This window comes from Pantoea sp. PGP6 (assembly GCF_053474785.1).
Map to the genome: position 1 here is coordinate 3409188 of NZ_JBQBMA010000001.1, position 23463 is coordinate 3432650.

The 23463-nt window shown below is 53.8% G+C and carries 25 protein-coding genes and 2 pseudogenes; 13 read left to right on the forward strand and 14 right to left on the reverse strand.

Annotated features, from left to right (window positions below):
- Positions 1-43: 43 nt before the first annotated feature.
- From ACLIBF_RS16655 to ACLIBF_RS16675, 5 genes are all read right to left on the reverse strand, one after another.
- On the reverse strand, positions 44-472 hold the full coding sequence (locus tag ACLIBF_RS16655) for an OsmC family protein (RefSeq protein WP_031377843.1): 429 nt from the start codon (positions 470-472) through the stop codon (positions 44-46).
- A gap of 57 nt (positions 473-529) precedes the next feature.
- Positions 530-1717, reverse strand: a complete 1188-nt coding sequence (gene lldD, locus ACLIBF_RS16660) for an FMN-dependent L-lactate dehydrogenase LldD (RefSeq protein ID WP_046288496.1) — start codon at positions 1715-1717, stop codon at positions 530-532.
- Positions 1717-2490, reverse strand: a complete 774-nt coding sequence (lldR, locus tag ACLIBF_RS16665) for a transcriptional regulator LldR (protein WP_031377844.1) — start codon at positions 2488-2490, stop codon at positions 1717-1719. Before lldR ends, lldD begins: the two co-directional genes overlap by 1 nt.
- The gene (gene lldP / locus ACLIBF_RS16670; RefSeq protein ID WP_089562357.1) at positions 2487-4154 is read right to left on the reverse strand and encodes an L-lactate permease; all 1668 of its coding nucleotides are present in this window, start codon (positions 4152-4154) and stop codon (positions 2487-2489) included. The genes lldR and lldP overlap by 4 nt, the downstream gene beginning before the upstream one ends.
- Positions 4155-4371: 217 nt before the next feature.
- The gene (locus ACLIBF_RS16675; RefSeq protein WP_069727913.1) at positions 4372-5541 is read right to left on the reverse strand and encodes a cyanate transporter; all 1170 of its coding nucleotides are present in this window, start codon (positions 5539-5541) and stop codon (positions 4372-4374) included.
- A gap of 87 nt (positions 5542-5628) precedes the next feature.
- Between ACLIBF_RS16675 and ACLIBF_RS16680 the strand changes: the two genes are divergently transcribed.
- Together ACLIBF_RS16680 and ACLIBF_RS16685 are read left to right on the forward strand one after the other, a co-directional pair.
- Positions 5629-6489, forward strand: coding sequence for a LysR family transcriptional regulator (locus ACLIBF_RS16680; RefSeq protein ID WP_279809579.1), 861 nt, complete (start codon positions 5629-5631; stop codon positions 6487-6489).
- 90 nt (positions 6490-6579) lie between these two features.
- On the forward strand, positions 6580-7962 hold the full coding sequence (locus ACLIBF_RS16685) for an amidohydrolase family protein (RefSeq protein WP_279809580.1): 1383 nt from the start codon (positions 6580-6582) through the stop codon (positions 7960-7962).
- A gap of 54 nt (positions 7963-8016) precedes the next feature.
- Here ACLIBF_RS16685 and ACLIBF_RS16690 read toward each other — a convergent pair whose 3' ends face one another.
- The gene (locus tag ACLIBF_RS16690; RefSeq protein ID WP_448310133.1) at positions 8017-8235 is read right to left on the reverse strand and encodes a hypothetical protein; all 219 of its coding nucleotides are present in this window, start codon (positions 8233-8235) and stop codon (positions 8017-8019) included.
- A gap of 413 nt (positions 8236-8648) precedes the next feature.
- On the opposite strand from ACLIBF_RS16690, the gene dbpA reads away from it, so the two are divergent.
- Positions 8649-10031 carry an ATP-dependent RNA helicase DbpA gene (dbpA, locus tag ACLIBF_RS16695; protein WP_031375000.1) on the forward strand — a complete coding sequence of 461 codons (1383 nt, stop codon included), beginning with the start codon at positions 8649-8651 and terminating at the stop codon, positions 10029-10031.
- Positions 10032-10070: 39 nt separating this feature from the next.
- Here the strand turns inward: dbpA and ACLIBF_RS16700 are convergent, their stop codons facing one another.
- Positions 10071-10463, reverse strand: a complete 393-nt coding sequence (locus ACLIBF_RS16700; RefSeq protein ID WP_031374999.1) for a YgiW/YdeI family stress tolerance OB fold protein — start codon at positions 10461-10463, stop codon at positions 10071-10073.
- A gap of 167 nt (positions 10464-10630) precedes the next feature.
- Between ACLIBF_RS16700 and ACLIBF_RS16705 the strand changes: the two genes are divergently transcribed.
- Positions 10631-11593, forward strand: a complete 963-nt coding sequence (locus tag ACLIBF_RS16705) for a chemotaxis protein (RefSeq protein ID WP_031374998.1) — start codon at positions 10631-10633, stop codon at positions 11591-11593.
- Between the two features lie 528 nt (positions 11594-12121).
- Positions 12122-13702 carry a methyl-accepting chemotaxis protein gene (locus ACLIBF_RS16710; RefSeq protein ID WP_279809581.1) on the forward strand — a complete coding sequence of 527 codons (1581 nt, stop codon included), beginning with the start codon at positions 12122-12124 and terminating at the stop codon, positions 13700-13702.
- A 354-nt stretch (positions 13703-14056) separates the two neighbouring features.
- On the opposite strand, the gene ymcF is transcribed toward ACLIBF_RS16710, so the two are convergent.
- The 4 genes from ymcF to ACLIBF_RS16730 all read right to left on the reverse strand — a co-directional run bounded on the left by ymcF (position 14057) and on the right by ACLIBF_RS16730 (position 15578).
- Positions 14057-14227 (reverse strand): cold shock small protein YmcF, encoded by a 171-nt coding sequence (ymcF, locus tag ACLIBF_RS16715; RefSeq protein ID WP_122983606.1) that lies wholly within the window; start codon positions 14225-14227, stop codon positions 14057-14059.
- Between the two features lie 3 nt (positions 14228-14230).
- On the reverse strand, positions 14231-14443 hold the full coding sequence (gene cspE, locus ACLIBF_RS16720) for a transcription antiterminator/RNA stability regulator CspE (RefSeq protein ID WP_009091867.1): 213 nt from the start codon (positions 14441-14443) through the stop codon (positions 14231-14233).
- 570 nt (positions 14444-15013) lie between these two features.
- Positions 15014-15337: a phage repressor protein gene (locus tag ACLIBF_RS16725; RefSeq protein WP_448310136.1), complete on the reverse strand. Its 324-nt coding sequence runs from the start codon at positions 15335-15337 to the stop codon at positions 15014-15016.
- 1 nt (position 15338) lies between these two features.
- On the reverse strand, positions 15339-15578 hold the full coding sequence (locus tag ACLIBF_RS16730) for a DNA polymerase V (protein ID WP_448310137.1): 240 nt from the start codon (positions 15576-15578) through the stop codon (positions 15339-15341).
- A gap of 192 nt (positions 15579-15770) precedes the next feature.
- Between ACLIBF_RS16730 and ACLIBF_RS16735 the strand changes: the two genes are divergently transcribed.
- Entirely contained in the window at positions 15771-16739 is a 969-nt protein-coding gene (locus ACLIBF_RS16735; RefSeq protein WP_448310138.1) for a P63C domain-containing protein, read from the forward strand.
- 1069 nt (positions 16740-17808) lie between these two features.
- The gene (locus ACLIBF_RS16740) at positions 17809-18762 is read left to right on the forward strand and encodes a hypothetical protein (protein ID WP_448310140.1); all 954 of its coding nucleotides are present in this window, start codon (positions 17809-17811) and stop codon (positions 18760-18762) included.
- Between the two features lie 37 nt (positions 18763-18799).
- On the opposite strand, the gene ACLIBF_RS16745 is transcribed toward ACLIBF_RS16740, so the two are convergent.
- From ACLIBF_RS16745 to ACLIBF_RS16755, 3 genes are read right to left on the reverse strand one after another with little or no spacing between them, the layout of a single operon-like run.
- On the reverse strand, positions 18800-19204 hold the full coding sequence (locus tag ACLIBF_RS16745) for a tail fiber assembly protein (RefSeq protein ID WP_137399987.1): 405 nt from the start codon (positions 19202-19204) through the stop codon (positions 18800-18802).
- Positions 19204-20532 (reverse strand): hypothetical protein, encoded by a 1329-nt coding sequence (locus ACLIBF_RS16750; protein ID WP_448310141.1) that lies wholly within the window; start codon positions 20530-20532, stop codon positions 19204-19206. Before ACLIBF_RS16750 ends, ACLIBF_RS16745 begins: the two co-directional genes overlap by 1 nt.
- Positions 20510-21196, reverse strand: coding sequence for a DUF2612 domain-containing protein (locus tag ACLIBF_RS16755; protein ID WP_448310142.1), 687 nt, complete (start codon positions 21194-21196; stop codon positions 20510-20512). The genes ACLIBF_RS16750 and ACLIBF_RS16755 overlap by 23 nt, the downstream gene beginning before the upstream one ends.
- A gap of 280 nt (positions 21197-21476) precedes the next feature.
- Here ACLIBF_RS16755 and ACLIBF_RS16760 point away from each other — a divergent pair, with 280 nt between their 5' ends.
- The 6 genes and pseudogenes from ACLIBF_RS16760 to ACLIBF_RS16785 form a co-directional block, all read left to right on the forward strand.
- The gene (locus ACLIBF_RS16760; protein ID WP_448310144.1) at positions 21477-21926 is read left to right on the forward strand and encodes a hypothetical protein; all 450 of its coding nucleotides are present in this window, start codon (positions 21477-21479) and stop codon (positions 21924-21926) included.
- A 186-nt stretch (positions 21927-22112) separates the two neighbouring features.
- Positions 22113-22424 (forward strand): hypothetical protein, encoded by a 312-nt coding sequence (locus ACLIBF_RS16765; RefSeq protein WP_448310146.1) that lies wholly within the window; start codon positions 22113-22115, stop codon positions 22422-22424.
- Positions 22424-22597 (forward strand): hypothetical protein, encoded by a 174-nt coding sequence (locus tag ACLIBF_RS16770; protein ID WP_448310147.1) that lies wholly within the window; start codon positions 22424-22426, stop codon positions 22595-22597. Before ACLIBF_RS16765 ends, ACLIBF_RS16770 begins: the two co-directional genes overlap by 1 nt.
- A complete protein-coding gene (locus tag ACLIBF_RS16775; RefSeq protein WP_448310148.1) occupies positions 22594-22797 on the forward strand; it encodes a DUF551 domain-containing protein in 204 nt (67 codons plus the stop codon). Before ACLIBF_RS16770 ends, ACLIBF_RS16775 begins: the two co-directional genes overlap by 4 nt.
- A 141-nt stretch (positions 22798-22938) precedes the next feature.
- A pseudogene (locus tag ACLIBF_RS16780) lies at positions 22939-23118 on the forward strand (hypothetical protein); the annotation flags it as partial.
- A pseudogene (locus tag ACLIBF_RS16785) lies at positions 23102-23461 on the forward strand (site-specific integrase); the annotation flags it as partial. The pseudogenes ACLIBF_RS16780 and ACLIBF_RS16785, both read left to right, overlap by 17 nt.
- Between the last annotated feature and the right edge of the window lie 2 nt (positions 23462-23463).

The window sequence follows — 23463 nt, forward strand, 5'->3', positions numbered from 1 at the left end:
TAGCATAACGCCCCGGCCGCAAAAAGGCGACCGGTGGACGGCATCAGTTATTCAGGGTGTAGTCCAGCGTGATTTCCGCATTCAGCACCTGAGAAACCGGGCAACCCGCTTTGGCTTTATTGATGATCTCATCGAAGGTCGATTCATCAATGCCTGGCAGCGAAATGGTGCTGGTCAGCGCTATTTTGGTAATGGCGAAGCCGTCACCTTTCTTATCCAGCGAGACGTCCGCAGTGGTGTCGATACTTTCTGGCGGATGACCCGCCTGGCCCAGCATCAGCGATAACGCCATGGAGAAACAGGCTGCATGCGCCGCACCAATCAGCTCTTCCGGGTTGGTGCCCTTCTCGCCTTCAAAGCGGGTGTTGAAACCATAAGGTTGCTGGCTCAGCACGCCACTTTCGGTGCTGACGGTGCCTTTGCCCTTGATATCGCCTTCCCAGTGCGCCGAACCTTTCTTATGAATGGTCATGTTATTCCTCCTGTTGGTAAAGAAGCTAAGTATAGACAACGTCTGCGTTTTCGCCGGTTAACTTACTGCGCGCGGCCGTGGCGGGGTGCTCTGCGGGTTCAGCACCGCCTCGGCCTGCACCAGTGATTCACGGGTGATCTCGCTGATTGACTTCGCCCCGGTCAGGGTCATCGCAACCCGCATCTCTTTCTCGATCAGATTGAGCAGGTTCTCGACGCCACGCTGGCCGTGGGTCGCCAGCGCATAGATAAAGGCCCGTCCCAGCAGGACGCTGTCTGCGCCGAGCGCAATCATCCGCACCACATCCAGACCGTTGCGGATACCGCTATCGGCCAGAATGGTGATATCGCCTTTCACCGCATCAGCAATAGCCGGCAGCGCACGCGCGGACGACAGCACGCCATCCAGCTGCCGTCCGCCATGGTTGGAGACCACGATACCGTCAGCGCCAAAACGCACCGCATCACGCGCATCCTCCGGATCGAGGATCCCTTTGATCACCATCGGGCCATCCCAGAATTCACGGATCCACTCCAGGTCTTTCCAGCTGATCGAAGGATCGAAGTTGTTCGCCAGCCAGCCGATGTAATCTTCCAGCCCGGTCGGTTTACCCAGATAGGTTGAAATATTGCCCAGATCGTGTGGCCGTCCCTGCAATCCGACATCCAGCGCCCACTGCGGATGGGTGACCGCCTGCCAGTAGCGGCGCAGCGCCGCATGGTTACCGCTCATGCCGGAGTGCGCGTCACGGTAACGCGCCCCTGGCGTCGGCATATCGACGGTAAACACCAGCGTCGAGCAGCCAGCGGCTTTGGCGCGCTCCAGCGCATTGCGCATAAACCCGCGGTCGCGCAGCACGTAGAGCTGGAACCACATCGGGCGATTAATCTGCGGTGCGACCTCTTCAATCGGGCAGACGGAAACCGTCGACAGAGTAAACGGAATCCCTTTCAGCGCCGCCGCCCGCGCCGCCTGCACTTCACCACGACGGGCATACATGCCACACAGTCCGACCGGTGCCAGCGCCACCGGCATTGACAGCGTCTCATTGAATAATTTCGTTTCCAGGCTCAGCTCTGACATGTTCTTCAGAATGCGCTGGCGCAGCGCCACGTCAGAGAGATCCTCCACATTCCGGCGCAGGGTGTGCTCGGCATACGCCCCGCCATCGAGATAGTGGAACAGGAAAGGCGGCAGGATGCGTTGCGCGGCGGCGCGATAGTCACTGGCAGCAGAGATAATCATCAATCAGATTCCTTACGGTTACGTGATTCAGTGTCCGGTAAGCGGGTGATGCGCGCCTGGCGCGCTTCATCCTCATGCAGATTTTTCATCGTGGTGTGAACAAACCCGAGATGCTGCATCGCCGCCTGGCGTGCGCCCTCGGCATCCCCGGCGAGAATGGCGTCCAGCAGCGCCTGATGTTGCTCCGTCAGCCGGGCGAATATCGCCGGCTGGGTATACATCCGCTGGCGGCTTTGCATCACCGAGGATTGCAGCAGTTCGAAGAAACCGCGCATGGTTTGCAGCAGCACCAGATTGTGAGAGGCCTCGGCAATCGCCAGGTGAAAGCGCACGTCAGCCTGAGCGGCAAGGTCAGGATCGTCACTCTCTTTCAGCTTCAGCGTAGCGTCGAAGGCGTACTGCAGCCGCTCGCGATCCGCCTCGGTGGCACGCAGCGCTGCGTGCCAGGCGGTGCTGGCTTCAATCGCATGTCGTGCCTCGAGAATGTCGTAGCGATAGTCAGGATCGTCGCGTAACAACTGGCGAATCGGTTCAACGATGCGCTGTTCCGACCAGGGTTCCAGCTGTTGCCGGACCCAGGTGCCGCCGCCGCGACGGCTGACCAGCATGCCGCCGCTGATCAGCTGCTGTAACGCTTCACGCAGCGACGAGCGCGACACCCCGAGTTCGGCCGAGAGCTGCCGCTCAGCAGGCAGCCGCATGCCCGGTGTCAGTTGATGTTCAGTGATATACGCCCGGAGGCGCGTCACCAGCGGATCGGAAACGGTATTCATGGAATCATCCAGGGGAAGACGTATGCCTGCAGCGTGGTAATCACGCCGACCATACAGGTAAAAATCAGGCTGTGTTTAACGGTAAAGCGGAACAGGTCAGACTCTTTGCCGACCAGTCCGACCGCCGCACAGGCGATGGCGATCGACTGCGGCGAGATCATCTTGCCGGTGACGCCGCCGGTGGTGTTGGCCGCCACCAGCAGCACGTCCGATACGCCAATCTGCTGCGCGGTAGTGGCCTGCAACGCGGCGAACAGGGCGTTCGACGAGGTATCCGAGCCGGTCAGGAACACCCCGAGCCAGCCGAGGAACGGCGAGAAAAAGGTAAAAGCGTGGCCGGTGTGCGCCAGCGCTAACGCCAGGGTGGCTGACAGGCCGGAGTAGTTAGAGATAAAGGCGAAGGCCAGCACCATGCCAATCGAGTAGATCGGCAGCGCCAGCTCTTTCAGCGTTTCACCAAAAGTTTGCAGCGCAGCCCTGGGTTTCATCTTCAGGTAGAGTACCGCGACGATCGCCGCAATCAGGATCGCGGTGCCGGTGGCGGAAAAGAGATCGAACTTAAAGATAGCCGGATAAGGCGTGGCGCTGCCTACGACCGGCGGCATACGCGCTACCCCTTCGTTGAGCAGCGGTACCGGTACGTTCAGCACCCAGTCAGCCAGCGCGCCGCCTTTGGCGAACAGCGCTTTAAACGGCGGGATGCTCCACAATGTGACGGTCGCAGTCAGAAACAGGAACGGCATCCAGGCGCGTACCACCTGCCCGAGCCGGTATTTTTGCTGTACCACCGGCTGAACGGCGGGCTGCTCGCCTGGCGCTGCGCCGCCATTCTCAAAGCGGAAAATACGCACCGGCTTCCAGACGCGCAGAAACAGCGTCAGCGAAATCAGCGAGGCCAGAGACGAGATGATATCCGGCAGTTCCGGCCCGAGAAAGTTGGAGCTAAGGAACTGGGCGATAGCAAACGATCCGCCGGCCACCAGCACCGCCGGCCAGGTCTCTTTGACGCCGCGCCAGCCATCCATGATCGCCATAATCCAGAACAGCACGATCAGCGTCAGCAGCGGTAACTGCCGCCCGGCCATCTGCCCGATGGCGAAGCTGTCGAGTCCGGTCACCTGCCCCGCCACAATAATCGGAATGCCCATCGCGCCAAAGGCGACCGGCGCGGTATTCACGATCAGGCACAGCCCGGCAGCATACAGCGGATTAAAACCCAGTCCGACCAGCAGCGCGGCGGTGATCGCCACTGGCGCGCCAAAGCCGGCGGCCCCTTCAAGGAAGGCACCAAACGAGAAGCCGACAATCAGCATCTGCAGGCGCTGATCGGGCGTAATCGACAGGATTGAGGCGCGGATAATATCGAACTGACCGGTTTTGACCGAAATTTTGTAGACGAAGACCGCCGCGACAATGATCCAGGCGATTGGCCACAGGCCATAGAGAAAGCCATAAACCACCGACGCCAGGGCCTGCGCCACCGGCATCTGATAGAGAAACAGCGCCACCAGCAGCGCCAGTCCCACGGTGATGCTGGCCGCCAGATAACCTTTCAGCCTGAGCTTGATCAGCGCAAAAAAGAAAAACAGAATCGGAATCAGCGCCACCAGGCTTGAAAGCCAGATATTGCCCAACGGATCGTAGTTTTGTTGCCACAGCTGCATGCCGCTATCTCCAGAGGAAGAGGAAACGTGGTACGCGTACAGCAGCCTGCCGCGCACCATCAGCCCGATGCGATATTTGGTCTGACCAAAAATCACATCCTCGGGCTTTATGGCAACAGATAGTTAATGCATTGTTAATGCAAGGCAACAAAAGCGGCGTAAATTTTCCCGATGTGTGAACCACAGAAAAATTTTTCCGTAATTGGTAGGACCAAAATCAATGATGCTGCTCGGGAAAGGCCTGCGGATAGCTGCGCGGATGAAACCGCAGATTCAGCACGATCAGCACCAGCGTGACTGTCGCCTGTAGCAGCCAGACGCTGGTGAAATGATCGGTCAGCGTACGCAGCTGTCCGGCGATAAACGGCATGCTGCCAGCGATCATAAAACCGATACCCTGCATAAACGCCACCAGCCGCGCACCTGCCTGCGGTTGTGCCAGATGATCCAGCGCCAGAACCAGCGCCAGCGGGAACGCGCCGCCGAGTCCGACACCCGCGATCCCGGCCCAGAGCCACGGTGCCGCCTGCGGTGCCAGCAGAAAACCGAGCATGCCGCAAAGCTGCAGCGTCAGGGTCAGCAGCAGCAGCGGCCGGCGATCGTTACCGCGTGCCAGCAGCGGCAGCAGCAGCGCACCTGTCACCTGACAACCAATCATCATGCCCAGCAGCGAACCACCGGCCTGGGCGCTCCAGCCCAGCTGATGATAGAAATCGGGCAGCCAGGCAACGCAGATCGCATAACCGCCGTTTACCAGCCCGAAACTTAACGCCAGCGTCCAGGCGCGGGTTTTGCGCCACAAGGCGGGCAGCGCGACCGCCGCCGCTTTTGCTGGCGCAGCGGTCGGAATAAACAGCCACAGCAACAGCGCCAGCACCACCGGCAGCGTCCAGCTGCTCAGCGCACCCTGCCAGCCGACATGCGTATTCAGCCACGGCGTCAGCGCCGCGCCAATTCCACCGCCGCCCATCAGCGCGCCGGCCCACAGGCCAGTCACCGGCGCACTGCGACGGCTAAAGCGCTGACGAATCAGCCCTGGCATCGCCATCTGCACCACGCCAATTCCCGCGCCGCCCGGTATCGTGCTCAGCACCAGCCAGCGACCATCGCTGATAAATAATCGGCTCACCAGCGCCAGCAGCAGCAGAAACAGGCCGCCCAGCAGGAGCTTACGCACCGAAAAGCGCTGCATCAGCCGGGCGCTGGTCAGGGCGATCATCCCCATCATCATCATCGGTACGGCGGGCAGCAGCGACGCCGCCAGCGGCGACAGCCCAATACTCTGTCGTAACTGTTCGAGCAGCGGACTGACCGAAGTCATCAGGGGCCGCATATTCAGCCCGGCCAGCACCAGCGCCGCCAGCAGCAGCTTATTTTCTCTGTTCATCACACATCCGCAGCGTTAAAAGTTGTCAGCCTGACAGCAGACGGTACTATTTGGAAATAAAATATTACTCTGCCAGGTAGTGGGAAAATGAATCGTCAGCCGATGTTTACGCCGCAGCAACTGCTTAGCTTTGTGGCGGTGTGTGAAACTGCCAGCTTTACCCGCGCCGCTGATCGGGTGCATCTGTCGCAATCAACCGTCAGTCAACAGGTACGGCGGCTGGAAGAGATGGTCGGTAAAGATTTGCTGGTGCGCTCGTCACATCAGGTTCAAATCACCGAAGAGGGCGAAAAATTGCTGGGCTATGCCCGCCGGATTATCGCCCTGAACGGTGAGGCGCACGACGTGCTGAGCGATCAATGGCGCGATGGCGTGCTGCGTCTTGGCGTACCGGAAGATTTCGCCGCACCGACGGTGGGCCTGCTGGCCGATTTCAGTCGCGATCATCCCCAGCTGCGACTGGATGTGATGAGCGGTATGCAGGTCGAGCTGCGCCGGGCCTGGCAACGTGAAGAACTCGATATCATGCTGATCAAGCAGACCTATGGCGAGCGTCCGCTGGCGTCGCGTCCGGAACCGCTGCTGTGGCTCGACAGCGCGGCGTCACCCTGTTTTGAACAGACGCCAGTGCCGCTGGTGCTGTTTCCGCAGCTGGGATTGTACCGCGATGAGGTCTGCCAGACGCTTGATGCGCTGGGGCGCAGTTGGCGTATCAGCTACAGCAGCGCCAGTCTGGTGGCCCTTGCTGCCGCCAGTGCCGAAGGGCTGGGTCTGACCTTGCTGCCCGCCAGTTGCCGCCTGCCGCAACATCGGGTGCTCGGCAGCGAACAGGGACTGCCGGTGATCGATAGCTTCGAGCTGGCGCTGTTCTGTCGTCAGCCACATGAACCGTTGCAGCGTGAGCTGGCTGAAGCGCTGGTGGCATTTGGTCAGTTACGCTGGCAGTGAAATTTCCACTAGCCAGCAGTGGAAAATAACGCAGCAAAGCGGCCGGCCATTTGTCAGATTAACCGCTTACCCACATTGCAGGAGCCTCTGATGCCCACTTCCCCTTCGCCAGGCCGCCGTGACTTTCTCAGCCAGAGCGTGCGCTGGACCGCGGCAGGCGGTCTGCTGGCCGCCGGCTTTAGCCAGGCCAGCGTGACAGCCAGTGGCCCATCAACAGCCACGAAGCAGTCGACCGCCCTGCCGCATCAGGATCGCTATCTGCTGCGCAACGTGCGGCTGGAAGAGGGATTTGAACGCGAGGGCGACGAGATTATTGCCACCCGCACCGCGCTTTACGACATCAGCGTGCGTGACGGCAAAATTGATCGGCTGCAACCGGCAGGCCAGGGCGACGCTTCGCTGCCGGCGTGGGATGCGCATGGCGCGCTGCTGCTGCCCGCCACTCAGGATATGCATATCCACCTTGATAAGACCTTTTATGGTGGCCCATGGCAGGCACCACGTCCGCGTCAGGGCAAAACGATTATGGATATGATCGCCCGGGAGCAGGTGCTGATCCCACAGCTGCTGCCGCATTCTCAGGCGCGAGCCGAAGGATTGATTGCGCTGCTGAACGCCAAAGGCACCACCCGCGCCCGTAGCCATTGCAATATCGATCCGGTCAGCGGCCTGCAAAGCCTTGATCACCTGCAGGCTGCGCTGGCCAATCATCCCGCGTTTTCCTGTGAAATCGTAGCCTTTCCGCAGCACGGCCTGCTGCATTCTCAGGTCGATGGCCTGATGCGCGAAGCAATGCAGCGCGGCGTCCAGTACGTTGGCGGACTCGATCCCACTAACGTTGATGGCGCGATGGAAAAATCGCTGGATACGATGTTCCGGATTGCGCTCGATTATCAGCGTGGCGTCGATATTCATCTGCACGAAACTTCAGCGGCAGGCGTGGCGGCGATTCAGTACATGATCGATACCGTGGCCCGTAACCCTGCCCTGAAGGGCAAAGTGACCCTGAGCCACGGCTTTGCGCTGGCAACACTGGAAGGCAGCGCGCTGGCAAGGATGATTGAAGGGCTGGCTGAGCAGCAGTTCAGCATCGCCTCGACTCTGCCGATCGGCAAACTCACCATGCCGATTCCGCAGTTACAGGCGGCCGGCATTAACGTAATGACCGGCACCGATAGCGTTATCGATCACTGGTCGCCGTTTGGCACCGGCAGCATGCTGGAAAAAGCCAATTTGTATGCGCAGCTCTATCGGGGATCGGATGAGTTTTCGCTGTCACGGGCGCTGGCGATTGCTACCGGTAATCAGCTGCCGCTGTCGGCAACAGGCGAGCGTCAGTGGCCGAAATCGGGCGATGAAGCCAGTATGATGCTGGTGGCGGCAAGTTGTTCTGCAGAAGCGGTGGCCCGTATTTCACCGGTGGTTGCGACTTTTTCACGCGGTAAAGCGGTATTTGCACTGGCCTCCGCCTGAAATAACAGAGCCTCCGGTTCGGAGGCTCTGCATTTACCTGAATGGACCCGCCTGTCAGGCGGTTTTAGCCCATTTATCATTCGACATCAGTTCCATTGCCAGCGCATATAAGCGACGATCTTCCTGATCACAGGGCTCATCTTCCGCATAACAGCCGATCATCGAAGCGATCTTATCGGTTGATAAGCTCTCTCCATGAACGTGCAGTGTCAGTACGGCGCGGCCTACTATTTTAAGCACATTCTCATGTGGTCCCTGGATGCTATTACTCAATGAAAATACCCTCTACCGGTCGTTGTACCAGGAATATGGCGCGCTAAATATAAAGCAATTAGCGCCAGATTTTTATCGGCATTAAGGGTGATATTTTTTAATGATTAATTCTTTTACTGGAGTTATTTTTAAGGAGTTATCTGATTAACAATGAAATAAATTTTTAAAAACGGCAGGTTATAAACTAATGACTGGCCTTGCTGGATAAACGCAACGGTAGTATTTTCTTTGACCATCGCCAAAGGATTAAAAAAAAACACCAATTCCGGTGTCACTTCGGTTAATTCTTATCCGATCTTCACCAGATTGTTTCATACTGCTTACCTCAAGGTTCCCGTTGCCGTCAGGCCGGCTTTCTGCCAGACTTGCGCGCGCAATAATGCCCTCCACTTTCAGCCTCAGAGGCCGCGCCCGTGACCGCTTTTTCTACCCTCAATACGCTTCCCGATAGCCAGCTCGATAACCTGCGCGAGATGGGCTATACCAGCATGACGCCAGTTCAGGCCGCCACGCTGCCCGCCATTCTGCAGGGTCGTGACGTGCGCGCGCAGGCAAAAACCGGCAGCGGGAAAACCGCCGCTTTTGGTATTGGCTTACTGCAACATATCGACAGTGCCCGGTTCCAGACCCAGGCGCTGATTCTCTGCCCGACTCGTGAACTGGCGGATCAGGTCGGCAACGTGCTGCGTCAGCTGGCACGCTTCACCCGCAACATTAAAGTTCTGACCTTGTGTGGCGGACAGCCGATGAGCGCCCAGCGTGATTCGCTGGTGCATCCACCGCATATCGTGGTCGGTACCCCGGGCCGTATTCTGGATCACATCAAACGCGAAAACCTGAAGCTGGAAAACCTGCGTACGCTGGTGCTGGATGAAGCTGACCGGATGCTGGAAATGGGCTTCCGCGACGATATGGAAACCATTATTGAGGCCACGCCCGCTTCACGTCAGACGCTGCTGTTCTCCGCCACCTGGCCAGAAGGCATCGCTGCCATCAGCAGTCGCTTCCAGCGCGATGCGCTGAGCGTAGTGACGGAAGAAGTCAGCGAACTGCCGTCGATTGAGCAGCAGTTCATCGAAGCCAGCCACGGTGAAAAGCTGTCGCTGCTGATAGCGCTGCTGAGCGAACGCCAGCCTGCGTCATGCGTGGTGTTCTGTAATACCCGTCGTGAATGCGATGAGATTGCTGCGGCGCTTAACGCGCGTGATATCAGTGCGCTGCCGCTGCATGGCGATCTTGAACAGCGCGATCGTGAACGGGTGCTGATCCGCTTCGCCAACGGCAGTGGCCGGGTGCTGGTCGCCACCGACGTGGCGGCCCGTGGACTCGACATCAAATCGCTGGCGATGGTGGTGAACTATCAGCTGGCCTGGGACCCGGAAGTGCATCTGCACCGCATTGGCCGCACCGCCCGCGCTGGTGAGCACGGCGTTGCGGTCAGCCTGGTTGCGGCTGATGAGATGGCTCGCGCCCATGCGCTGGAAGATTTTCTGCAGCAGAAGCTGCCGTGGATTTCCGCCAGCACGCTGAAAAAAGGCAGCAGCAAACCGTTGCCTGCCGCAATGATGACCTTGTGTATTGATGGTGGCCGCAAAGCCAAGATCCGTCCAGGCGATATTCTCGGCGCACTGACCGGTGAAGCAGGTTATCGCGCTGACCAGATTGGCAAGATTGTGCTGACGCCGACTCACGCTTACGTCGCGATTGATGCCGCGCAGGCGAAAGGTGCCCTGGTAAAACTGAAGCAGGGAAAAATCAAAGGCAAAGCCTGCCGGGCGATTCTGCTGAAGGATTAAAACAGGACGGGCGAGGCTGACAACGCCTCGCCCTGGTTATTACGGCTCGTCAATCTGAGTGACATGCAGCGTGGTTTGCTGCCCTTTGCCATGTACCTTGCCGCTGACGCGCACTTTGTCCTCAGCCGAATAGGTTTTACCATCAAAGGTTTTCTTCGGCGCAATGATCGGTAATGTGCCGGTGTTATCGCGGAACTGATAGGTATCGCCCTGCTCTTTCTTCACGATATAGCCTTCAAGCGTCACGTATCCGCCCTGACGGAAGTCGCGAATCTGATCGATGTGAGTCTGCCCGGTATCTTCCGATCCCTTATAGCCTGCATCCTCCTTGTGCTGCGGCGGCGGCGCTTCACCGCCCTTGTAGCCACCCTCATCGGCATACACGCCAGCACTCATTACCACCAACAGCGACGCTAAAATTACTTTTTTCATTTCACACTCCTGTATTGGAAAGGTGTCCATGTCGAACCTTCACCGTTAAGCCTGGCACAATAATTGGCGTCTGTTTTATTTCCCCCTTCTGTTCTCACCTTTTTCCATTTGCTGCCGATAACCTGTTCACACCCTATTTCACCAGCTGCGTTAAGGCAGAGGCAACGATGGATAATTTTCAAAAAGAGATTGATGAGAGAGCGAATCTCGCGTTATCGAACAAATTCGAACTGCTGCTGTTTCGCTTAGGTTCCGATCAGCTGAAAGGCAAGTCAGAACTGTTTGGCATTAACGTGTTCAAGCTGCGTGAAATCGTGCCGATGCCAACCATCACCAAAGCCGCGGGCATGCGCTCACCGCTGCTGGGTATGGCAAGCATTCGTGGCCAGTTCATCCCGGTGATTGATCTGCCGGCGGTGGCAGGCTGTGTGCCAGAAACCGGCCTGAATCTGCTGCTGGTGACCGAATATGCGCGCAACACCCAGGCGTTCGCCGTGGAGTCGGTTGAAAACATTGTGCGTCTCGACTGGAGCCAGGTGCATACCGCTGAAGCCGGGATTGGTGGCCGCAACATTACCAGCATCGCCTGTCTGGACAGTGATAAGCAGAGCAACGATCTGGCGATGGTGCTGGACGTTGAGCAAATTCTGTATGACATCATTCCTTCGGTGCGCGGTGTGGAACCTGAAGCCACCAAAGCGCGTGAATTCAACTATCGTCCCGGCGCCGTCGCCATTGTGGCGGAAGACTCGAAAGTGGCGCGCCAGCTACTGGAGCAGGGTCTGAAGAGCATGGGAATTCCGTCGCTGATGTTTAACACCGGCCTGGAAGCGTGGGAAAAACTCAAGCTGATGAGCCAGGATGCGCAGGCGGCGGGCGAGTCAATTCACGACAAAATTGCCTTTGTGCTGACCGACCTGGAAATGCCGGAGATGGATGGTTTTACCCTGACCCGCAACATCAAGCGTGACGAAATTCTGAAACGTCTGCCGGTGGTAATCCACTCTTCACTGTCAGGCAGCGCCAATGAAGATCACGTCCGCAAAGTGGGTGCCGACGGTTATGTCGCTAAGTTCGAGTTAAACGAACTCTCCGACGTAATTTTTAACGTTCTCGAAGCAGCCCGCTAAGCGAATGCAGACCGACGCGCTGCCGTTCGGTCTGCCGCTCTGGCCTGTTTCGCACTGCGTCTTTACTACTTAGCCAGGAATTTTACCCATGCACAGCGAAACCTTACCTGTTACCTCTCGTCAAAACGTGCTGCGTGGCCGTTTACGCCAGCTTGCCTGGATTAGCGCCCTGTCTCTTAGCGCCCTGTTCTGGGTTGGCCTCTACTTGTTAGTTTTCTGATTTCTTTCATCCCTTACGGTCCAGGCTGCCAGTTTTGTGGCTGTCAGCCCAACCGAGCACATCCGGCCTTTCTGTTATCTCAAGGCAGTTTTGTTAAACACGATTAATCCATGCGGTTAATGGTGCGCTTTCCCCTGCCTGTTACTTCAAAAACATTAAAGGTAAAGCTTAACGCTCCGATAACAGTGTGCGCGAGATCACCCTTTTTTCGGCGGCACGACGCCGGGCACAGCAGGTGAATCGCGCACAGCAGCAAGGAACCTGATTGCTGATAACACAGTGATAAATAATAAAACGGGGAAAAAAGCATGGTCAGTATCAAGAATATGAAGGTGGGTATGCGGCTCGCCGCAGCCTTCGGTATTGTTGTGACGTTACTGATAGTCATTGGGGTGACATCCATAACGAAAATTAACAGCATCAACACCGCGATCGCCTCGATCGTGGACGATCGTTACGTAAAAGTGCGACTGGCATTTGATGTGCGCGATGGTGTCAACGATCAGATCAAATACCTGCGCGGCATCGTGATCGACACTAACCGGCCGGACATGAACGTGAAACGTTACGGCCAGCTGGACGAAGCAACCCAGCGTACTAACGCCGCCATGAAAAAGATCGCCGACATTCAGGTTACGGCAGTCGGTAAGAAAAAAATTGCCGGTCTGCTGGCATCGGCCGAAGCCTTTGAGAAGGTCAAAACGGAGTTGGTTACGCTGGTGAAAAGCGGCAACTTCGACGCTGCCAGCGCCTACGTGCTGAAGTCGATGACCGCGACCCAGAACAAGTTCCTTGATGATGCTGTCGCATTTGCCAATTCACAGGATGCCCAGCTGCGTGGCGAAGGCCAGAGCATCGTGGCCAATGGTCAGTCAGCAATTACCATCACGCTGATTTTCTCTGCGCTGGCGATTCTGGCCTCAATTATGCTGGGCCTTTTCCTGACGCGTTCGATCGTGCGCCCGCTGGTGGCCGCGGTTGATGTTGCCGAGCGCGTTGCCGCCGGCGATCTGAGCTCAAAAATTCAGGTGACGTCACGCGATGAGACCGGCGTGTTGATGCAAGCGCTGCAACGGATGAATGATAATTTGCTCTCTATTGTCACCGAGGTGCGTACCGGTTCCGATACGATTGCGGTGGCTTCAAACCAGATCTCCAGCGGCAACCTTGATCTCTCTACCCGTACCGAGCAGCAGGCCAGCTCACTGGAAGAGACCGCGTCTGCCATGGAACAGATGACCTCAACCGTGAAGCACAACGCTGACAACGCCCGTGAAGCCAACCATCTGGTCGCCAGCACCTCCAGCGTGGCGCGTGAAGGCGGTGTGGTGATGGAACAGGTGATTGAGAAGATGGAGGCAATCGCCCTGTCATCGAAGAAGATTGTCGACATTATCAGCGTAATTGATTCCATTGCCTTTCAGACTAATATTCTGTCACTGAACGCAGCCGTTGAAGCCGCACGTGCCGGTGAACAGGGTCGTGGCTTTGCAGTGGTCGCTTCTGAAGTGCGTAATCTGGCCCAGCGTTCAGCCTCGGCTGCCAAAGAGATCAAAGTGCTGATTGAAGATTCGGTCGCTAAGGTGGATGAAGGCAGCAAGCTGGTTACCCATGCCGGTTCTACCATTGGCGAAGTAGTCAACAGCGTGCAGAGCGTGGCAAACATCATGAGCGAAATCACCATCGCCAGCAGTGAACAAAGCAGCGGCATCAGTGAGATCAATATGGCGATTACCCAGATGGAAGCGGTGACGCAGCAGAACGCCGCGCTGGTGCAGGAAGCGTCCGCAGCTTCACAAGCTCTGCAGGATCAGGCTGAGCGGATGGCGCAGGCGATGAGCGTATTTAAGGTAGGACAGCTCTCGCTGAACGCAGCACACAGTGCCTGATACCGTTGCTGAGAAGTAGCGAAGTTTGTTTGTTTCAGCGGCCTGCTCCGGCGGGCCGTAACGTTGTTGCCCCGCCGCTGTTACAGCCAGACCAGCGTCTGCGCCTGGCATTAATTTCTGTTGAACAGGGAAGCGATGACGTCAGGCCGTGCGCCAGCAACAGGCGGAGCCAGGGATAAGCAACAGAATAGCGGGAACATCAAAGCAAGCTGAGACTCAGGCAGAGGCAGAAGCAAGCAGAAGCAGAAGCAGAAGCAGAAGCAGAAGCAGAATGACAGAAACAAAAAAGGCTGCCATTGGCAGCCTTTCATTACAGTAAATGCAACAACGCTATAAAGCTCAGTTAGCCTTTAATCAGAGAGCGCGAGGCTGGCTCTGAAGTGCAATCCTCGCCGCGTTCACCTGAACAACGACAGATTTGCAGAAAATGCATTTCGCTCCATGCGGATTGGCTCTTGTAACATCAAAGTGTGATGTACGAAACTGTGAGCCATTACAGTGAGGACATTTAAATGTAATTTTCAGTCCTTAGAGACCAACAACGTTCGCAGCAGCTGGGCCTTTGGCGCCATTTTCTACTGTAAACTCAACTTGTTGACCTTCATCTAATGAACGGAAATCAGTACCCTGGATTGCAGAGAAGTGTACGAATACATCTTTGCTGCCGTCCTGAGGAGAGATGAAACCGAAGCCTTTCTCTGCGTTAAACCACTTAACGGTACCGCGAATTTTGTTAGACATGCTTAAATCCTTAATATATCGAGCCTTCCGGCATAATGGCCTGAGAACAGATTTTAATCAGAACGTAAGAGAAGACTCAAAAAGAAGGGATGTCTCGCGACAAACTTAGAGATGAGAACTGCTTTGGATACTTACTTTGATAGTGTCTGTTAATCAAACCGACGATTCATTAGGCCACACTTCTTTAAGTGACGCAAGCGGCAATTGAAATTAATCGTCAGAAGCTGGTTGGTGCGAGTCGCATGCCCTTCTCTGCTGAACTGGAAAGAAATTGGTGCCACGCGCGCTAGCGATGTCGCCCTGAGCGGTAATCGGCGAGCGCGATCCTGCCTGAGGTTAACCGGCCAAACAGACCTAATAAGGAGGTAATAGAAGAAGAGGATCTGATAAAGAGAAAAACTGGTGCCGGTAAGAGGAGTCGAACCTCCGACCTTCGCATTACGAATTCTAAGAACCACCTTTTAACACAGTAACTTACCGCATCCTGTCGCGCTCACACGTCCCATGATGCGAAAAGTCCGCAAAGGTTTGAAGAGGTCTCAAACCTTTGCGTGTCTCAAATCTGTCCCATCAGATGGTCGGCCGGTAAGGCTCATACACCGCCAGCACTTCGGCCGTCACCTTTCCCAGCACCACTACCCCATCAAGCCCCTGACCGTCGATCGTCTCGCCATCCTGAGTGATGATGCCGCTGGGGAACAATTTCCCAATCTGCGGGTAGTCCTCCAGCTGATATGCGACCTTGTCGCCAGGCTTCATCCGGGCAGAACGGTCAACCAGCACAAATCCCTCCGGCGTTTCAATGCGCATCATATTGGCCGGGTTTGGCATCAGAATGCTGTTCAGGTTAAGACGCTGCTCAATATGGTCCTGCGCAGGAGATGGAAAGCCCATGTCAGATTCCCCCGTTCGGGTTGAACATCTGGAAGGTGCGGGCCTCGCCCTCTTCTGTGGAAATATCACGAAAGTTATGAGTGTAATTCTCAATCCACTGATTAGCTTCACGCAGTGACATGTGCCAGTTGTAACGCTCAAGCGCGGCCACGAAGTCACGCGTAGTTATGGTTCGCCGGCCGCTCTCCTCCATCTTGATGGACTGAGTGAATGCAAAAAGAATGTCGTCGGTACGCGCCATGATGAGAATCCTCCATTGATAAATACTGTATGTATAAACAGTAATATCGATCGATGGTTTTGATCAAGGCGGAGCGGCTCACAGATTTGTAAATGCCACTTTTATTGCAAGCACAACAGATAAATCGTGCTTGCATTTCACGCGCTAAATTGTCTAATATGCAAGCATACACAACAGCAAAGGTGCTTGCATATGTCAGATAATAAGAAAGAGCCAAAAGGAAAATCGAAGGGAGGCGTCGCTCGAGCCAAATCCTTGACTTCAAAACAACGCAGCGAACAGGCGAAAAAAGGTGCTGCTGCAAGATGGGGTTATAAGGCAACTCATAAGGGAAGTTTTGTTAAGGAATTTGGGATTGATACAGAATGTTACGTTCTCGATGATGTCGATAAAACAGTCGTAGTATCTAAGGCTGGCCTTGGAAAACTTCTTGGGCTTGGCGTTCACAGTAAGGAGGTTGATCGTCTTTTAAGCGCCCAATATATGGCCCCTTACGTTGATCCAATTTTGATGTCTAAAATGGCAAAACCCTTTATATTTCAATGGAAGCCCGATGGGGCAACTTTAGGTTTCACCGGCGCCCAAGGGTACGATATTACTGTAATTGGTGATATAGCTAACGCACTTATCCAAGCAAACATGGCTGGAGCGTTGCCAAAAACACGTATTGAAGCGGCCAAGCAGGCGCAGGCCTTAGCTAGTGCTTCAATGAAGTCGGGACTTAAAGGCTTGGCATATGCCATTGCAGGGTATCGCCCAGAAGTTCAGGAAGTAATTGACGCATTTAAGGCGTTTGTCCGAGAGGAGGCCAGGCAGTATGAAAAAGAATTTCCGGACGAACTTTATGAGGAGTGGTACCGCTTATATGGACTTAATCGACCTGAAAAAGGCAGGCCTATCCGCTTCGGTCAATTGACTAATATGCAAATTTACGTCCCTTTAGCTAAGAGCAAAGGCAAGATACTGGAACAGATACGTGCCAGTCGAGATGAGAATGGAAAGCAATCAGATAAGCTACACCTGTTTCTTTCTGAAATCGGCGTTAAGGCTTTACGTCAGCACATCGGCAAACTTCTTGGTGTAGCAGCAATGAGTGACAACAAAGAAGAGTATGAGGCCGGGATTGAAAAAGTTTTTGGCCGCATGAAGCCGGAGATTTGATTCACCTACCCGGCCACCGCGCCGGGTTTTTTGTGTCACACGTTCAGCAGCACTACACCAAAAAAACTTACCGCTTACGCTTGTTGTTGAATTCATTATCAATAGACTTTCTGAAGATAGGTGGAAACGGATAGTTCTGCCAATCTGACGCAAGAAGGGAAATCCACCCCACTCCCTTCTTGTGTGCACTGTAGAGAGGCCGATAACAACAGAGCACCCATGCGCGCTCTAGCGCTTCACCTCACTTTGTACCTGCCCTGTTCATTGGGGGGCGGGTATTTTTTTGCCCGCCGTTTCTGTGATGACTAATCTCAAATTACCCACCCCGCAACCTGCTCAGACAGGAGCGGCTGAGTCATTGCCCGGTCGCCGGGCTTTTTTCTTGGCTGCCACCTGTAGCCGCCTCTGGGAGAGCCAGCTCATATCACCCGCCCCACAATGTCGCATATCTGCATGGGTATCAGTCATGACAACGATGTTTTTGTTGAGATGCAAATTCATGAGTGACATTATACCTCCGCTAAAAAATGGAGCTAACTACCCCTCATTTTCAAGGATGAATGGCCTTAAACATGAACGCTGAAAAACCATTTCTATGCGACATACCTCAGTCATATTCATTATTGTTGCGCTACTGGCAACATAAGGCCCTGCCTATATTGGTACGTACGGGTTCTCTGATGATTACTCAACGTATTTTGCAGCAAATTTATCCCATACAAATCTGATCAAATGGGATGTAATGTCTGGAAGGCCGCTATATGCAGCCCTGCGTTATATTGCCCAGAACTTCATAGGAAGCACGCCAGACTTCACGTTCTTCAGAGTAATATCCGTACTTAGCATAATATCGCTAGGGTGTTATTTATTCTTCTTTCTTAAGAGAGCCCAATTCCCTGGCGGGATAATGGCATGGTGCGTTACACCTGTTCTGCTGTGCTGCCTACCTTCAATAGCTCTTTTTGGTGCATGGGCAACGTGCTTTCCGTATGCCGCATCAATATTACTGGCTGGGGCATCATACTCGACACTAAATTACTGTACTAAACTGAGGGAAATCTCAAGGTTTGTGTCGTCTGTAGTTCTTCTTGCATTATCTTTCGCGATTTATCAGCCAACCGGGATGGCGTTTGCGCTATTTATGCTGATAGATAACTGCTTGAATGATTCTCAGTTAAAATATAAAAAGATTTTCAAAGATGTGATTGTTATAGCCTGCGGCATGATGTCATCTCTGATCTTGTCTAAGTTTGTACCAATAATTGTTTATGGTAACAGCTTTCCACGTAGCGCATTAGCCAACTCACTGAAGGAAAAGGTCGTTTGGTTTTTTGACAAACCCTTTCATGATGCTGTATCCAACTACTCTATTTTTCATACTCCATTTTATTTTACAGCCTCCCTGCTGCTCTTCATTCTTTCATTTTTGTTTATTTCCATCCAGAGAGATGGAGTTAAAAAGGCCATTTTAGCAGTTGCGATTCTGGCTGGTAGCTTTTCCCCTAACCTAATCATTGCTGAAGGGTGGGTTTCGTATCGTTCACTTGTTAGCCTAGGGCTTTGCGTTGGTGTTTTGCTGGCATTTAGCATTTCAAAACTTACTGCAAGGCTACAGTTCAGAAACCTCATGATGTCATTATGTGCCGCTTACGCCATAATAAGTTGCAATAGTTTTATATATACAAACTTTGTTAAACAGTTCGACCAGGAAATAATAGTTCTTAAATCAGCAATCAAAGAAAAAATCTCAAGGGACTATAAAGGATACTTGATGTTCGATGTATCTAACCCTGAATGGAATGTATTCTCCCCAACTAAATATGATGAAATCGGCGCTCCATCAATTCAGATATCTTGGGCTATTTCTGGGCTTGCTGATGCCGTTAAAAAGGAAATGGGATACAACTTTAAAGTCAGTAGCGAGCGAACGGATGCAGCTGTTCTGCCTGGCGGGCATAACCCCTGCTCTGAAAACTGCACGGTAATTAACGTTACAGAAAAACTCAGAGCTATTAAAGACTAGATCATAAATCGGGGCAGGCTGAATCCTGCCCTTTCTTTCAGGGTTTTTGTGGCCATGAAATTTCAGCCGAAGAAATGTCAACCCGGCTGAGTAATACCCTGTATTTTTTCCATGCTGTAAGGCTCTCTTTTTCTTCGTCAGTGGCCATTTCCAGATCAACCGCGTCCTGCAGGATTGAAATATTCAGCGTGGCCTCGTCTATCATTCCTTGTTTCATAGAGCTAATAGACTCGATACTTTGTTGATCAATGATAGCCTGCTCCTCATCTGTAAGCGGAGGTCGTGAAAATGACTTGCCGTCAAACAGATATCCAGGACCTGCAATGTTGCTATCATCATATTCAACCAGCAAGGTTCCTTCCTCATGCTGATATTCGCCTTCTCCATCCCATAAGAAGGTGTTGATTACCACACCATCCTTAATTAATGCCCATGATTTCATTATGCGTACTCCCATACAATTACAAGGCCCTGAGATCCATCCCCACCAGCTACAGCGGCATTCCCGCCGTTTACTTTTGATGGTCCTCCGCCAGACCCATATCCCGATCCGTTAACACCTTTAGCGTTGAACGCGGTGATAAAACCACCCGATCCAAATTGAGAGGAACCGCCCGGACCTTCGATTACACTTGATGCTCCTACAACGACTGAAGATAGCGCCCCCTGACCAGGCGTACCCACTATATTTGCGCCATTAGCGCCAGCAGAAACAACCGCGGCTACCGTAGAAAAAGGGAAGTTATTCGTGGGCCCAGCTGGCTGCCCTGCTGCACCTCCTGATGCAGATATGAGCCCCCCGAAGGAAGATGCGCCGCCGTCTGATGCATAACTTCCGCTAGCGGTGCCTCCTGCTCCCTTAGTGCCAACGGTAACCTGTACTCCATTGAAATTCTGACTAAAAATACCCTTAGCATATGAGCCTGCGCCACCCGGACCGCCAACCGACACTTGACCGGCGCCAGCAGCCCGAGACCCGGCGCTGCCTGCTCCCCCCCCCACCATTTCTACTATTACTTTTTTAGTTCCGGCAGTTGCTGTGTATATTCCTGAATTATAAAAAACCTGAACATTAATCAACGACCCGGGGCTCAATGCTAGATTAATATTCACACCATCCCCACTAAGAATTGATGTGGTCTGCGCCTGCACAGGAACCCCGGCGCCGCTAGGGGTTTTTACTGTCACAGAAAAATTACCTGTACAGTTATTGATTACCTTCCACTGCTTAATCCATGCGGGAACAGTCAGGTTAACGTTGGATGTCAGCGAGCCAGAAAGTATGATCGTCTCTTTAGCGGCCTGCAATGTTGTCAGTGTTACGCTGGAGCCGGACAGGCCGGTAATTGTTGTCACTCCATAATTTGAAGACGGTACCCACCCCGTAATGGCTGCGCCGGTTGCTTCAGGATTGCTGGTATTGCCTTCGGTAGTGTTGAGCCAATATCCGTCGAGTGTGGAGTTTGGGATTTTCGCGCCTTTTGGGTATCCACTAATCGCAGTATTGAATGCTGCATTAAACGGGTAGCCCGCGCCTGACTGAGACCATCTAAGAGCGGCAGTTATGTCGTTAAGTACGCCGTTAAAGTCAGTACCAAAGGGAGGAACGCCACCCGCCGCCAGAGGTGTTCTTGTCAATGGGGGGAAGCCGTCAGTGTATGATGCCCGCCCTGCAGTAATACCGATCTGCGAATCGTTAGGGATGTTTTGTTTGGAGCCGGTATCCGCAAATGGAATCGGCAAGAGTTTAGGCTGCGAGCTGGTCTGCATTTTGTATTCCTGAGTCGGGGAAGAAGGTGCCGCTTTCGAATGGCTGCATTTCAGCCTCGGCAAATCCAAAGGTGTTGTTGAAATCGAGTGACATGATGCTGACGCTGACGCCTGCAGGTTTAGCGATCGCATTTGAATTGAGCAGGATGGCCCACTCAACTGGCGTCAGGTTGAAGCCAAATACGTAGCTCATGGACATCACACCGGTAATGGCTACGAACGTGTCTCCCTGCTCACCAAAAAGGTAATACAGCGCCTTATTGAGCGATGGGATGGAGCAATCAGTGATGTTCGCCATTGCCTTAGCCATGATCAGCTTTCGGTATCCGTCGTCAGCCAGCCTGACCGTCGATGTCAGTTGCACGCCTTCAAAGAAAGGTGCCTCATCAAACGGTTTTGGCGAGTCGTCACTGCCGCTGATAAATGCTTCATCAAAACCGAAATACGTCGCTGATTCCCTGACGTTAAGCAGCCTTGATACGCCAACTATCTTTCCCCACACATCAAGCCCGTACCCTATTGCCGTTGAAACATCCCAAATGGAAGTCAGGAATTCGTCGGTGAATTCCGTCATATCCATTGAGGTGTTGAATGTTTCAATCAAGCTTCGGATGTTTGGGCTGGCGGCATATTGCGTGAGGATCGTGTCTTTAACGTTCTTCATACAAGGCTCACTGAGATATCACTGGCGTCAAGGGAGGGTAGATGGATGCACCGATTACACCTACACGCTTATCAGCACAAGCCGCCTCACTCCAACCCGCCCGCAAACGATGCTCATCAGCCGCCGATCACTTGCGGAGCGCGGTGAAGACAAACGCCAGCAAAACATCATCGCAGCCGAAAAGCGGGCGCGCCTCATTAAGCGTGGCTGGTATCCGGGCTGCCTGGACTAACTTTTTTCGCCGCGGCATTGAGCCTGACAGCGGCATAAGGGGTAAGAGATGAGTGAAGTTAAGCGTTATGACCCAGGCTGCGACTACGCAGGCCAGGACGAAATGGTTGAGTCTGCCGATGGCGGATACGTTAAGTGGAAAGACTACGCAGCACTTCAGCAACAGCTGGATGCAGTGCTGTCTAAAGGTATGGAGCTAGCCCAAGAAGCGGCTCATGTTTATGCAGAATACAATAAAGAGATGGCTCCGGATGTCGTTTGTGATGGCCAGACAATACAGGAGTTCTATGACCTGGCTAATGGATGGGCAAGCGTCGACGCCTACCTAAACTCTGTGCGGGCTGAGGGGGCTGACAAGGTTGCGGAATATCACTTTGTCCGTATTGATGCACTTAAAGAAGTGAGCAGGCAGGGCCATCTATTCCACAAAGCTGCATATTCAGATGCTGTCAATGTGGCCAACCTATTCCGCGCCGGTAAGGATGGCAAGGATGCGTGAGCCAATGCGACGCCGTAAAAATGACAGTGACAAAATGAATCTGCCTGCCGGAAAGACATGTAGTGACTGCGTTCATTGCCGCCGCTGCACAATGATGTTTGGACACATCCCTACAGATGAGGTGTGCGACTGGGCACCATCAAGATTCCGCCTAGCTGAGCCGGTTGCCTGCCAAGGAGAGCCATCATGACCGAAGAGCAGAAGCAGGCGCTGATTGAGTGGCTAAAACCTCAGATTGATGAGCTGCAAAATGTGTCCGATGAAATTCCTTTCGGGATGGACTCAGACAGTGCAATGCACTTAAACACCATGCGTGTCGCGCTGGCCGCACTGACTGCGCCGCCGGTTATTCTTCCCGACGATGGGCTTGATGACTGCATCAGAGACTGGCCTTCTCAATGGAGAGACAATTTCGACACCGGCTACAACTACGCAAGCTGGCGTCATCAACAAGCTATGGAAAAGGCTGGTGTTAGTTTTAAGCGGGAGGATGAGTGATGCAAAAGCTGAATGAACTGAAAGAGGCATTTTATCCTCAATACGGCACGCCGGGTTCTCGTGACATGGACGTGACAGCACGGCGCAAAGTCATCGATGAGAATATTGAAACGGTTGCCGAGCACATCCGGGCGCTGGCGCAGCGCGCTAAGCAGCACAGGAGGGTGGCATGAGCGGCTGGACATCATTCCGAGAGCAACTGCCTCAGTTGGATCAAAAAATTCTTCTTTTGTTCAGCCAATATGATGGGCACATAGAGGATGGTTTTATCGGTGATGAGGGGGATGGTTGGTATCACTATTTATTTGACGGTGACTCCATGCCGAGTAACCCCACCCATTGGATGCCACTCCCCGCCCTGCCGAACAACTAAACCCCCACCCACCCTATTCACTATCGCGCTCAAATAGGCCAGATCAAACATGCCTGTTTCAGCCCATATTTACACATCATCTAACTGATATATCTAGATTATATCGGGTGATCAAAGTCGCGCTTTGCGTGAGGAGTTGTTATGTCTGAATTAGCTATGAAGGTTTTGCAGTGGCAGTCCACAGGCAATGTTGGAGTTAGCTCGGCAACGATGGCCTCAATTGCGTTAGGGATGAAAAAGAACTTCTATGGTTCGTATTTCTCTCCGCCGTCAGACCCGTCAGACCTTCATCGATGCATGAAACTGGTTCAGTGCATACCGGGAAAGCAGCACGCTACCGGATGGTACGAAAACGCCAGCCGTTCGAAAGATGCGTTATGACGCAAACACTGCATGGAGGGCAGCGCTGCGCCGGGCAGGTATTGAAGATTTCCGGTTTCATGACCTGCGCCACACATGGGCGAGCTGGCTGGTTCAGGCTGGGGTGCCGTTGTCTGTTCTTCAGGAAATGGGAGGGTGGGAAAGCATCGAGATGGTTCGCAGGTATGCACACCTGGCACCGAATCATCTGACGGAACACGCTAAGCAGATCGACGCGATTATGGGTGCTGTTGTCCCAAATCTGTCCCACATGCTTAAGGGGGAAGGAACCAATGATGTATAAAC